A 13,036-nucleotide genomic window follows, 5' to 3' on the forward strand; every position below is an offset into this window, starting at 1 on the left:
TTGGTTGATTTTTTACTACAAAAACTCTAAAAAGGCAAGATCAAAGTTTAGCAGATACAGGAAATGATTGGGGGAATCTTTCGGCGTTAGCGATAGCCTGACTTTCTACATGACATGAAAAGTTGAGCTATGGTGAGTCATTCAGCTTTGAAAGGACCGTCAACATGATATCCCCGATTTATTTTCAGAAGTCGGGAATATAGTCTACTCTTTGACGATTATTTTCTGAGATCGCTGTTAATTACGTTTTGTTGGAATGCCCCAAATCTTGATTTGTCGATCAAATCCACCACTGGCAAGAATTTTACCATTTGGACTAAAAGCGATCGCGCTTACCCAGTCTGAATGTCCATTCAGTGTATTTATTAACTCACCTGTAGGTAAATCCCACAATTTAATTCCATCTCTGCCTGCACTAGCAAGAGTTTGTCCATCGGGATTAAGAGCGATCGCATTTACCCAGTTATTATGTCCTGTAAGAGTGCGGACTAATTCTCCAGTATTAATATTCCACAATTTTATAGTGCGATCGTGGCTAGCACTAACTAATGTTTGTCCATCTGGTGTAAAGATCACAGCGCTAACAACATCGGAATGAGCTGCTAATTGACTGATTAATTTACCAGTACTCAAATTCCACAGCTTAATTACACCCTTATTATCACCGCTAGCCAAGGTCTGTCCATCAGGACTAATAGCTAGAGTATAAATCAAATTATCAAAGCGTACTATAGTCCCTAAAGGACGCTGCTGTAGCAAATCCCAGAGACGAATCCCATCTAAAGCTCCACTGACAAGAACTTTACTATCAGGAGACACCGCTAAAGATAATACGTTACTGGTATGTCCAACAAAAGAGCGGCTAAATTTTAAATTTTTCAAGCTCCAGAGGTTAATTGTATCATCATCGCTACAACTAATCAGGGTTTGCCCATCTGGTGAAATCACTAAAGATTCTACGGCTGCTTTGTGTGCTTTATTAATAGTCGCTAACTTTTTACCCTTTGCTAAATTCCACAGGCGAATTATACCCTCGTTTTCTGCACCTCCACTCACAAGAATTCTGCTATCTGGAGTGAAAGCAAGAGATTTAATGGTTCCGTTATGTCCGATGAGTGTGTAAAGCAGTTGAGCATTAGCAAAGTTGGTATTAGCTGGGAAGTTTGGCGTTACTTCAATGGCAGCATGAGCTTGATGAATATAAAACCCTTTCCAAGTAATCACTGGAAGGGCTATAGCTGCCATAAATGCCAGGATAATATCCGGCCGCAGAAATTTACTGCCACCTCTTCCCTCACTACTCACTCTTTTTCCTCACTTTTATAGATACAGTTAAACCCAATAAATTTTGCAGAGTTATTTAAGTAATAACTCTGCACATTTTAAAGAGGTGGTTTTTTCTTAGAAACGCTTAACATTGGTAAAGGCGCAGTAGAAGAACGAGAGGGCAAATAATGTTGCACTACAGGTTCCTGTGGTAAAGGACGACGCTGCTGAAAACGCCACAACTTAAAGCCTAGCGCTATCCCTGCCGTGCCCAAACCAAAAGCAAACAACGACCAGCTATCATTCAATCCGCCAATCATAGCATCCATAACACCTATCGTCATCAATACACTGATTAGTGGCTCTTTTCGGTAGGTTGACTTCAAAAAACGAGGTAATACAGCATTCATCACAGCTTGGTTGGTTCCAGTTCACCTTTTGTGTATATTTACCAAGAATACCTCACCCATAATTTGCCTTTCTCATTCAAGGCAGACACTAATTTATGATTTTTTTAGTAGGGGGAGGAAATTTACTCATTAATCGCCTTGTACATACTAGTTGCAAGTCTATGATATTTTGATCGCTAATAGGTATTTTGATTTCTCTCTTGCTTACATTCTAGGGCAGTTATTTATAAATAAATCTAATTAATCTATCTAAGGCGAAGTTCTCCGCTATCAATATATTGATATTGAAGTCAAAACCAACTGGTTGTTCCAGCTGGTTGAAACTCTTTTAATTACTAGCTTACAACTTCAAGATCATGCTTGTTGATAGCACTACTTCAAACCCAGCCATGATAGTACTCCTTGATTGGTAACATATTCAATCAGCAGCATCAAACCAAAGCCAATCATTGCAGCTCGACCATTCAAGCGTTCGGCATATTCGTTAAAGCCAAACTTAGGCTCTTCTAGTTTAGGTGAAATTGTTGGTTGTGTTTGTGTCATTTTTTAAGAAACCTTTTTTTGGCAAACGGGACTTGATATCAGACTTCTAGTAGAAGTCAGAGAATGTATGTATAATCGCTACTTACTTCTCATGGTATCTTGAAAACTTCTCTTTAAATCTCTCTTTCAAAAAGAGAGAGACTTTGAATTTTTACAGATGACGTGAAAAGTCAGGATAGCTTAAAAGCTGATTGCAGTGCTTGAATGCCAAGATGACTTGATAAATTCAGCAAAAGCCTCCCACTAATCCATCACATCAACTTTGGTGGATGAATAAGTTCGTAGTAAGGGCTAAAGCCCTCGCTACAAATTCCGCAAAGTTGGCTTGATAAAATACTAGTAGGGAGCTGTATACAATCGTTTTTTTAATAAATTGTTACTATTCTTTATATATTGTATAAATACTGGGGCAATAGTCAAGGGTAAGAGTTTGGGCTACTCAGATTGAATCGAGAAAGTTAGAACAGAAGTTAGGTATCTCTAATCCAGCTATCTCTAATACGGAACTAGCAAGACGGAAGTAGCAAGCTTGAAATTGGAAGGCTACAGTTAAAACAAAAAAATTATCTGAGGCAATATATGGAAATTGGCGTTCCCAAGGAAAATAAAGATCAAGAGTTTCGGGTAGGGTTAAGTCCTTCTAGCGTGCGGGTGCTGCAAGAAAATGGTCATAGCATCTTTGTCGAGACGCAAGCAGGTAATGGTGCTGGATTTTCTGATGATGATTACAGAATTGCTGGCGCCGAGATTGTCCCTACATCAGAAATGGCTTGGAATCGGGAGTTGGTTGTTAAAGTCAAAGAGCCGCTGACCTCTGAGTATAAATTTTTGCAAAAAGGGCAGATATTATTTACTTATTTACATTTAGCAGCCGATCGCAAATTGACAGAGCATTTAATAGATTGTGGCACTTGTGCGATCGCTTACGAAACTGTAGAACAACCTGGTGCTAACAGATTACCCTTGCTCACTCCCATGAGCATAATTGCTGGTCGGCTAGCAGTACAATTTGGGGCGAGATTCTTAGAACGTCAGCAAGGTGGTAGAGGTGTACTTTTGGGCGGTGTCCCTGGAGTTAAACCTGGCAAAGTAGTAATTTTAGGTGGCGGCGTTGTCGGCACAGAAGCAGCTAAAATTGCCGTAGGCATGGGTGCTAGCGTCCAGATTTTAGATGTAAGTGTCGAGCGCTTATCTTATTTAGAAACACTCTTTGGCTCTAGAGTGGAATTGCTTTATAGCAACTCTGCTCATATTGAAGCCGCAGTCATTGAAGCCGATTTGCTTATTGGTGCAGTTTTAGTGTTAGGACGTAGAGCACCAATACTAGTATCTCGCGAATTGGTCAAACAAATGCGTCCTGGTTCGGTAATAGTTGATGTTGCTGTTGACCAAGGCGGTTGCATAGAAACCTTACACCCTACATCTCACACAAATCCGGTATACCTTGAAGAGGGTGTGGTGCATTATGGCGTTCCTAATATGCCAGGAGCAGTACCTTGGACAGCAACTCAGGCACTTAATAATAGTACATTACCTTATGTTGTCCAGTTGGCGAATTTTGGAATTATGGCACTGGAAGTTAACCCAGCATTAGCTAAGGGTGTGAATGTACAGAATCATCGCTTAGTGCATCCTGCTGTGCAAGAGGTATTCCCTGATCTGGTAAATTAAGGTGTGCAAGGATTTGGCAATCGTTTATTTTAGTGGTCGTAGCGATCGCCAATCAGACTAATTTTCTTGCTAAATGCGCGGATGGGTAGATGTACAAAATGAGAAGGAGCAAAAAAGGCTGTACACTCTATTTATACAAGACTTTGAGGACAATGGTATTTTTAAACCATCCGCGCACCTTATGGGGAGTGGTTTCTTTCATCAGGTTATTTCGATGTGAAAGCTATCTTAAATAAGGGTTATACCCTTTTTTATTCTTTAGTTTTGTTTAATCTCGCTATCAGTAACCCGCTTTACTCCTAACTCATTTTTTAGCTAGTTATAAAAATGTGATAATTCCTTAGCTAAAAATCCTCCTGCTGTGGGGGCAAGGTTTTCTTAAGCAAATTGGTATCTAAGCTGTTTAATTATTTATTGTTGCAATCCATGCAAATTAGGAACTTAAGTTAAAGGTTGTGATATTATTTCTTACAACTGAGTTTCAGATAAATTTAAATTTTGAGCAAAAGTTAAAAGTAGCGATCGCATTTTTTTAGTGTCTTGAATTTTGAATTTTGAATTTTGAATTTTGAATTGTTAAGATATTGTCTCTGAGGTAGCTCATAGAAGCAATATTAGTTCGCTTTCCACTCATGCTCAAGGATCGCGTAAAGAAAGTTATCGCACCATCTGCCTTTAATTAACTCTTTTTCCCGCAAATGACCTTCACAACGCATACGAATTTTTTCTAACACCTTTACAGAAGCAACATTCTCTGAAACACACCAAGACCAGATACGATGCATTCCCAGTTCTTCAAAGCCAAACTTTAAAATTGCCTGTGCTGCTTCTATTGCATAACCTTGTCCCCAATATTGAGTATTTAGTTCATAGCCGATATTTGCTTCCCGCATTTCTGGGTCATTTACACGGATACCACAATTGCCAATCAGCTGATTTTCTTCTTTGAGGACAACAGCTAACTGAAACTTAGTCCGAGGTTGCTCTTTTTGCTGATCGATAAACATTTGGATAAACTCGCAAACATCCTTCTGTGTACGTTGTGTCCAGTAGCTATAACGCAAATACAAAGGATCGGATTGATAGGTGAAAACTGCCTGCCAGTCTGTCTCTACAAAATCACGCATTAGCAAGTGGTGTGTTTCTAACATCATGTCTTTTTCTATAGGCAACTTCTACCACATTTACGTTAGTCAGTGGAATAATTGGCGTTGCTAAATTCAGCTATGAAAATGATTTTGCATGATTTCAAAATTTTTATAAAAACGTTACATTACAACGTCTTTACACCCAGATTCATACATTTAACTAGCAACGCCGAATAATTAAGTTGCCCGATCAATTTTTTGCACTTCTTCGTCAGATAATTTCACGTTGATAGCACGTGTTGAGTCTTCAATGCTGGAAACCTTGCTAGCACCCGGAATAGGCAAAATAGCAGGCGACTTGGAACGCAACCACGCTAGAACGATATTATACACCGACACGCCTTTTTCTTTAGCTAACTTAGCGATCGCAGAAATATCCTGCAAATCCTGATGGCGACGCCTACCACCAAAGGGACTCCAAGGTAAAAAGGTCAATTCCTGCTGTTCGCAATATTTTAATACGCCGTCATTTTCTGGCTGTCGTTGCCAAGGGCTGTATTGATTTTGCACCGAGACAATATCCACTACATCCCGCGCCCGCTTAATTTGTTCAACGGAAAAGTTAGAAACTCCCACAAACCGAATCAAACCTGCTTCTACTGCTTCTTTAACTGGCGCCAGGGATTCTTCAATCGTGTAATTAGTATCAGGAGAATGGTATTGCCAAACATCAATGGGTTTAGCATTACCCAATGCCTCAAAACTGACTCGAATTGTTTGGCGCAAATGTTCTGGGTCGCCGTTGTTTGTCCAGTTGCCATTGGGACGCATCAACCCGCCCTTAGTTGCTACAATCACTTGGCTAACATCGCCTTTATAACTACTAAGTGCTTTGTGAATTAAGCGCTCATTGTGGTGCTTATCTGACTCATCTTTGCAGTAAGAATCGGCAGTGTCAATAAATGTAATACCCAGATCCAAAGCCCGATGAATAACTTGGATTGATTGCGATTCGGGAGGGCGATTAGAAATTGACATTGGCATACCACCCAAACCGATTGCACTCACAAAGATATCAGTTTTTCCTAGCTGTTTGGTTTTCATCTTTCTAGCTATAGCTTTCTGCCACAATTATCTATCAGTTAGCTATTCCTCATAAATCCTCCCTAGTACTTAGACTTAACGATAACTGAATATAATTTTTTTTTCTACTAGGCGTGGGGATATCATATTATTTCATAAATAATCGTCGATTCCCTTTAACCTCTACTTAAGAATAAACCTCAAAATACAAAATTTACTCACCCTACACAATCTTGCTATATCCCCCAACCCTTTTCCTAAAATTAGGAAAAAGTGAGCTAATTCAAAAGTCTTTTTCTAAGCATGGAAGAAGGATTTATGGTGAAGACTTCTGACTCATGCAAAAGTTTTAATAATTATTAAAGTAAAGTTAAAACTTAATTTTTTGAAAGTCGTCTTTGATGGCAGTCTTATTAAATTTCACTTTTATTCAAGTTTATTGATATTTAACTAAGTTTGCCGTGCTATTAAAGAAAAAAAATTCGCGTTTGATTAGAGTAACTTGTTAATATTTACGCCCGTTAAACGGACGTAAATATCATTATACAATTGTGTTGGCTAATTACTTCATTTAAATTTCTTAAGAAATTTAGATGAAGTAATTAATAGCCCTCTATAGTAAAACCAGCAGATTGAATCATCTGTTTAATTGACTCTTCAGAAGCCTCAGTATCTACAGTTACAGTTTTAGTATCTACGTTCACGTCTACTTTGGCATCAGATTCCATAGTCAGAATAGATTTAGTTATTTTCTTGGCGCATTCTTCACCTTTAATATCCGGAACTTTCAATTTAATTGCCATTACTTACCTCATTACGCCAACTGGAATTTACATTTAATCAATATAATATCGATTTTAAGAATGAGCGACATCTTACTGGAGTTAGGGAATTAGGCATGACAGAAATAGTAACAAATAATAGTTATACCTAAATCATTATTGACAAATTGCTTAAGCAGTAAAACAAAATAAAATGCCAAAGTATATAAAGTAATTTATGAAAATACACTTAGTACTGCTAACTTATAAAAAGCCGCTTTTTTTGTTTCTTCTGAAGACTCCATGAGACGTTCCTCCTGCTTTTCTAAGCGTTGGTGTTCAACATAATTGTTCTCACAGCCCTGCTCAATTGTACAAACGTCTATACGTAAATTACGAAACTTTTTTATCTATAGTTTTTAATTGATTGTATACTTTAGATACTTTTACCCAATTTTTAAAGTACATATAGATTCAAAAAACAGCTATCTTGCGGCATAGATATACTGTGGACTTTGCAACAAAGACCTTCAGTGACGCAATTATGGTATGAGTGTTGGACGCTGCTAATTTGGGTATTGACGGTAGAGACTGCTTCACGTTGCAAATGGAAACGATTACTCAAATGTGCTATTAGTGGAAGTGCGATCGCTAGAAGCAACGAAAAAATTAGCATTTCTCGTTTGATTTATCTTTTAATCTCTACGACTAGCTGTGACCCTCGAAGGAAGACTCGCTAACGCTTCTCTAAAAGACAGCTTACTTACGCTATCGGTGGCGCGGCTTCAGGATACTGAAGTCGTCTTGCTTATAAACACAACCTAGTCAACTACAAATACCCACTTTGTCAGTTTGTCTAATTAAGATATGTTTGGTAAATAAAATAAGTAGCCTAGATCATTGGCTGTTATTCCACACTTGACATAAAGCATTGTGAGTGCAAAACGTCTGCCAGAAACCATTGCCCATGTCAGAATTACCCGCCAATCCTGGCAACACGGCTTCCTTGAGGGTGAAGTGAGTGCGGGTGAGTTTGAGTGGCATTTCCAGTGGCATTTTCGCCGGGGGGAACTTGCCGTCAAGCCTTCCCAAGGTCGCGCCTTAATCAAAGAACCTCTTGGTCGATTCTTAGAGCAACAAGATTACCAGCTAGAGCCTGGAGGAGACTATGCTTTTACGATTCGAGCGGAACTTTAAAAGTTAGGGAGTTATTCTTGACTGGTTGCTGATTCAGTGAGGCGATTTAAGTATCTTTCGATTAAAAGGATGGCAACAATGTCATCTATGGGTCTTGGAGGCTGTCGTAGACCCTGTGGTAATAGCTTGATTAGCCCTTTGGGCGGAAACATTTGCCAATAGCGATCGCGTGCTTCTAAGGTTGTGTAGCGCTCATCTACTAAAATAATACTCAACGGTTCTGTCAATTCTTGATATAATTTCTGTCTCCACTGTTTGGCTGTAGTTTGGTCGCCCATGACCATCAAAGAAATCGGAAACCTTTGACGCAGTGTCTCAATGGTAGTGATCGCCTCTTTTGCTAGCATGACTTGATGATAATACAGTTGCCGATCCAGCCCCATCACCGCTAAACCACACTTATCTCGACCTGGATCAAACCCCAAAATGACTGGTTGCGTTGGTGAAAATTGCCGGAAATTCATAATAAATTAAAAATTAAAAATTAGAAATGTACCCTTACAGGGATCTTGCTACGCGTAGTGTCTGCTAAATAAAAATGCAGCTACAGCAACTATTCTGGCTGCTGTTCAATATGTTTAAATCTTACTAATAACAGTGTGCAAATAATTTTTTAAGTACTAAAAATAATTTTTCCGTTAACTATTGCCACCAATTTTACTCTCAATGGCCCGGCTGTATAAGTATCCTCTGCTGCGATCGCTTTGATCTCCAAGGGTTGATTATACAGTCTTAGTTGACTGACAAACCGCAGAAAAGTCCCCTCTACTTGCACATTTTCGACAATTCCGGCATTACGGGCCCGAAATTGGGAAGCAGAAATCAGTATTTCTAGCCGTTGCTGTAACTGATAAGATGTCATGATTTTGGAATCAGCAGTAGTCGTGGCTAGCACCGCGCCTCCCGAAAAAACCAGTTGATTCTGGGCTGTATCCGCGAAAAATTCTATCTGCTTTTCTCCCCTGACGTAATTACCAGCAGAGAAAATTCGCACGACGTATTCTTTACCATCGCCAATCTGCTTGCTTAATTGATCGACTCTATCTTCGGTCACGCGCAGCAGCTCTACATTGGCAGAATTTGCACCAGGCTCGCTTAACTCAAGGTTAGCGTTACGATTGGCTTCTTGTAAAAGTTGTACCACTGCCTGACGAGCAGCAGCAGGTTGAGTAACACGAATTACAGCAGCGGACAGAACTTGACCACGAACTAAGGCCAGCTTACCCAAACGCAGGTCGCGGTAAGACTGATAATATTTTTCCAGTCTGGCAACTTCCTGTTCTAGTTCCTCCTGTTGTGCTTCTAATTCTTTGAGGCGCGATTCTCGTTTGGCAATCACTTGCTCTCGCGCTGTAATTTCGACATTACGCTTTTGAATTAGTTGATCCAGTTGGGCAATTTTTTGATCGCGCTGTTCTATGGCTTCTTGACGGTTGGCAAGTTCGCGATCACGTTTTTCAATTGCTGTTTTGGCTTCGTCAATGGCTTTTTTCGCTTCTGCATAAAGTCGTTGACGTTCTGTCTTCAGTAGTTCAACTGCCGCCTGTAGTTCTTTTCTCTGGTTGTAAACACTTTGCAATTCAGCTATGGCTTTTTGGTATTGAGTTACCACCTGATCTAGCTGACCTCGAGTGCGTTGGAGTTGAGTTTGAGTTTGGGCTTGTTGACTAATGGTGCGGTTCAGCTGAGCTTGCGTTTCCCTCTGTTTGGCATTTGCCGCCTGCAAGGATTGATTAATTGCCTGCAAGTCTTGTTGTGCCTTCGCTTGAGCAATTTTTGCTTGGTTTAGCTCCCCCTCTACCTGACTTTTCTGAGTTTCTGCGGTTTTTAGCTGTTCCCGCTTCTGTCTGAGGTCTGTTTGAATATCCTCTAACTCAAAAACTCCTTTTCGCAAGCCTTCGTCGGCAGCGAATAAAATCCCTAAAGTTGATGCTGAAATCAAACCACCAGTAAAAATTGTTACTAGTACAGCAGTATTTTTCGGACGAAGCTTAAAAAGTGAGAGGCGGGCTTTGCCAACTCGTGTGCCGATGCGATCGCCGACAGTGGCAATTACGCCTCCCAGAATCAAAATTGCTGCGATGAGGATGTATCCGGTGGTCATCTTTAGCTACCGAAATCCTTTCAGATACAGCCTACTACTTTTAAGCATTGTCTGTGGAGAAGCGGAAATTGGCAATAGCTGAAATTATTCAATTTTAGATTTACTTCTAGCTATTAGTGTCATTTTTCAAAATACAACACGCGCCGATTCCCCTTTCTCCAATTGTTTTTATGTGAACTGCCTACTTAAGGTAACAGGTTTATGCACAGTAATCTTCTTTTTGTGGATAGAAATCATCTTTTTCTCACGCAAATCTCCCAGTAGCCTAGTAACGGTAACACGAGTTGAACCAATTGCCTCTGCGATCGCTTGATGAGATAACTTCAAATCAATAGTGATCCCATCTGCACAAGGAACGCCAAAATCCCGACAAAGAATTAACAAAAAACTCACTAACCTAGAACCCATATCGCGGTGGGCAAGAGTTTCAATCATCATCTCCGTTTGTAGAATTCGCGAAGACAGACCTCGCAGCATTAACATTGATAATTCTGGATTTTCCTTGAGTGCTAGCTCCACCTGTTCAATTGGTGCTGACAGTAATTCCACTGGAGTAAATGCAACCGCATGGTAAAACCGATCCGACTTATTTCCTGTCAGCAATGACAATACACCAAAAACACTATTTTCCCGCAGCAACGCTACCGTTATTTCCTCTCCTGCCTCATACACCCTGGAAAGTTTAACAGCACCTTTCAAAAGAAAATAAACTCGTTCGGCAGGATCGCCAGGAAAAAAGATCGTTTTATTGCGTTCAAACGTTTCCACAACTGGCGGAAACGCCCCGGTCGCCATCTGACGAAAAACATTTGCTAGGGCTTTATCTTGTGTCACGATCATCTCCCTTCCCCTACCCAATGCCGGAAAAACAAAAACTGATTACCTAAGAATACACCCGAAAAATGAATAAAGCACCGTCAACCTTTCTGTACTTTCCTATACTCAAACTAATCTCTTCATAACTCTTTGTTTATAATGATACATAATTGTTGATCCTTTCAGCTACTAATTGTTGATAAGTAGTTCCAATAGCTATATTCAAAAGGTTTTTTGAAGAATAAATAAAGATATCTTGAGAATATCTTTATAAAAAATCAAGATTTTTCTCACAGCAAACAGCCTTAGCAATATTCATTTTTGTCAATACTGTATAAAACAAAGACAAACTAGCCTCAGATTCTAGTATGCTCCTAATGATCGATCGCATTAACAATTTATATGCTAAATTTGACTGGAAAAAATGCCCTTGTTACAGGTATTGCCAATAACCGCTCGATCGCTTGGGGCATCGCCCAACAACTGCATAAAGCCGGAGCAAACTTGGGTATTACCTACCTGCAGGATGAACGCGGCAAGATGGAAAAAAAAGTTGCAGAATTGGTAGAATCTCTTAAACCCAGCTTATTTCTTCCCTGTAATGTCCAAGATGACGAACAAATTAAATCTACTTTTGAGACAATCCGCGAACAGTGGGGAAAGCTAGATATCCTGATCCATTGTCTGGCTTTTGCCAGCAAAGATGATTTAAGTGGAGATTTTAGCCAAACCTCTCGCTCTGGGTTCAACACCGCCTTAGAAATTAGTACCTACTCGCTGGTGCAGTTAAGTGGTGCAGCTAAACCTTTGATGACAGAGGGAGGTAGCATCGTCACCCTGACATATTTAGGTGGTGTTAGGGCAATCCCCAACTACAACGTTATGGGAATTGCCAAGGCGGGGTTAGAAATGAGTGTGCGTTATCTGGCTGCTGAACTAGGGCCGCAAAATATTCGTGTGAATGCCATCTCAGCAGGTCCTATCCGTACTTTGGCATCTTCAGCAGTGGGTGGGATTTTGGATATGATTCATCACGTAGAAGAAGTAGCTCCCCTACGACGCACCGTCACTCAGTTAGAAGTGGGTAACGCTGCGGCTTTCTTATGTAGTGATTTGTCCAGTGGGATTACCGGACAAATTCTATATGTAGATGCAGGATATGAAATTATGGGAATGTAAGATAATTTGGGCATGGGGCATTGAGAATTGAGTATTAGTAAAATTCTTGTCCATTTTTCATTCCCTATGCCCTATGCCCTGTTTCCCATGCCCTATTTCCCATGCAAATAACTAATCACCAAGTTAATTCAAACTATGATCGCTTAACTCAAACCCCTCGGATTGCCACTGTTCACCGCACCACTAGTGAAACTAATGTGCAAGTTACCATCAACCTGGATGGTAGAGGAACTTGCACAGCAGCAACAGGCATTCCGTTTTTGGATCACATGTTGCATCAAATTGCCTCCCACGGGCTGATTGATATAGATGTCCAAGCCAAGGGAGACTGGGAAATTGATGACCATCACACCAACGAAGATGTAGGTATTACCTTGGGGCAAGCTTTGAACCAAGCATTAAGCAACAGAAAAGGCATTGTCCGCTTTGGTAGTTTTCTTGCACCACTGGATGAAGCCTTAGTTCAGGTAGTGCTAGACTTTTCTGGACGGCCTCACCTCAGCTATGGCTTGCAAATTCCTACTCAGAGGGTAGGAACCTATGACACCCAACTGGTGCGAGAATTTTTTGTAGCACTGGTGAACCATAGCCAGATGACACTGCACATTCGGCAACTGGATGGCATTAATTCCCATCACATCATTGAAGCGACATTTAAAGCTTTTGCAAGAGCAACACGGCTGGCGGTAGAAATTGACCCCCGACGTGCTGGCGTAATTCCCAGTTCTAAGGGAGTTCTATGAAAGGAGTCAAATTGGATATTGGGCATTGGGCATTGGGCATCGGGAAAACTCTACCCTTGTCTTCCCAGTCCCCAATCCCCAGTTCACGATAATTGACACACAGCTTGGTGATGGTTATTATCAGCCTACCGGGTAATTTTTAATTAATACCAAGCTGATAAATAGTGATTTAACC

At 40.4% G+C, this 13,036-nt stretch carries 13 protein-coding genes; 4 read left to right on the top strand and 9 right to left on the bottom strand.

Annotated features, from left to right (window positions below; genetic code table 11):
• Nucleotides 1-237: 237 nt before the first annotated feature.
• The 3 genes from V7K56_RS06775 to V7K56_RS06785 form a co-directional block, all read right to left on the bottom strand.
• Nucleotides 238-1,245, bottom strand: coding sequence for a WD40 repeat domain-containing protein (locus V7K56_RS06775; RefSeq protein ID WP_334908937.1), 1,008 nt, complete (start codon nt 1,243-1,245; stop codon nt 238-240).
• Between the two features lie 137 nt (nt 1,246-1,382).
• The gene (locus V7K56_RS06780; protein WP_334908816.1) at nt 1,383-1,676 is read right to left on the bottom strand and encodes a hypothetical protein; all 294 of its coding nucleotides are present in this window, start codon (nt 1,674-1,676) and stop codon (nt 1,383-1,385) included.
• A 372-nt stretch (nt 1,677-2,048) separates the two neighbouring features.
• Complete coding sequence (locus tag V7K56_RS06785) at nt 2,049-2,219, bottom strand: hypothetical protein (protein WP_334908818.1); 171 nt, start codon at nt 2,217-2,219, stop codon at nt 2,049-2,051.
• Between the two features lie 579 nt (nt 2,220-2,798).
• Here V7K56_RS06785 and ald point away from each other — a divergent pair.
• Entirely contained in the window at nt 2,799-3,890 is a 1,092-nt protein-coding gene (ald, locus tag V7K56_RS06790; protein WP_334908820.1) for an alanine dehydrogenase, read from the top strand.
• Between the two features lie 614 nt (nt 3,891-4,504).
• On the opposite strand, the gene V7K56_RS06795 is transcribed toward ald, so the two are convergent.
• From V7K56_RS06795 to V7K56_RS06805, 3 genes are all read right to left on the bottom strand, one after another.
• A complete protein-coding gene (locus V7K56_RS06795; RefSeq protein WP_334908822.1) occupies nt 4,505-5,044 on the bottom strand; it encodes a GNAT family N-acetyltransferase in 540 nt (179 codons plus the stop codon).
• Between the two features lie 171 nt (nt 5,045-5,215).
• Nucleotides 5,216-6,082: an aldo/keto reductase gene (locus V7K56_RS06800; RefSeq protein ID WP_334908824.1), complete on the bottom strand. Its 867-nt coding sequence runs from the start codon at nt 6,080-6,082 to the stop codon at nt 5,216-5,218.
• Nucleotides 6,083-6,663: 581 nt separating this feature from the next.
• On the bottom strand, nt 6,664-6,864 hold the full coding sequence (locus tag V7K56_RS06805; protein ID WP_334908826.1) for a heavy-metal-associated domain-containing protein: 201 nt from the start codon (nt 6,862-6,864) through the stop codon (nt 6,664-6,666).
• 891 nt (nt 6,865-7,755) lie between these two features.
• Here V7K56_RS06805 and V7K56_RS06810 point away from each other — a divergent pair.
• Nucleotides 7,756-8,019 (top strand): DUF3146 family protein, encoded by a 264-nt coding sequence (locus tag V7K56_RS06810; protein ID WP_069070640.1) that lies wholly within the window; start codon nt 7,756-7,758, stop codon nt 8,017-8,019.
• Nucleotides 8,020-8,030: 11 nt separating this feature from the next.
• Here V7K56_RS06810 and V7K56_RS06815 read toward each other — a convergent pair whose 3' ends face one another.
• The 3 genes from V7K56_RS06815 to ntcA form a co-directional block, all read right to left on the bottom strand.
• Entirely contained in the window at nt 8,031-8,483 is a 453-nt protein-coding gene (locus V7K56_RS06815; RefSeq protein WP_334908828.1) for a resolvase, read from the bottom strand.
• Between the two features lie 149 nt (nt 8,484-8,632).
• Complete coding sequence (locus V7K56_RS06820) at nt 8,633-10,123, bottom strand: DUF3084 domain-containing protein (protein ID WP_334908830.1); 1,491 nt, start codon at nt 10,121-10,123, stop codon at nt 8,633-8,635.
• Between the two features lie 168 nt (nt 10,124-10,291).
• Entirely contained in the window at nt 10,292-10,963 is a 672-nt protein-coding gene (gene ntcA, locus V7K56_RS06825) for a global nitrogen regulator NtcA (protein WP_094347373.1), read from the bottom strand.
• A 378-nt stretch (nt 10,964-11,341) separates the two neighbouring features.
• Between ntcA and fabI the strand changes: the two genes are divergently transcribed.
• Both fabI and hisB read left to right on the top strand, forming a co-directional pair.
• Nucleotides 11,342-12,118 (top strand): enoyl-ACP reductase FabI, encoded by a 777-nt coding sequence (gene fabI, locus V7K56_RS06830; protein WP_334908832.1) that lies wholly within the window; start codon nt 11,342-11,344, stop codon nt 12,116-12,118.
• A gap of 101 nt (nt 12,119-12,219) precedes the next feature.
• Nucleotides 12,220-12,861, top strand: coding sequence for an imidazoleglycerol-phosphate dehydratase HisB (hisB, locus tag V7K56_RS06835; protein ID WP_334908834.1), 642 nt, complete (start codon nt 12,220-12,222; stop codon nt 12,859-12,861).
• Nucleotides 12,862-13,036: the final 175 nt, after the last annotated feature.

Source organism: Nostoc sp. (assembly GCF_036917535.1).
Classification (GTDB): domain Bacteria; phylum Cyanobacteriota; class Cyanobacteriia; order Cyanobacteriales; family Nostocaceae; genus Nostoc.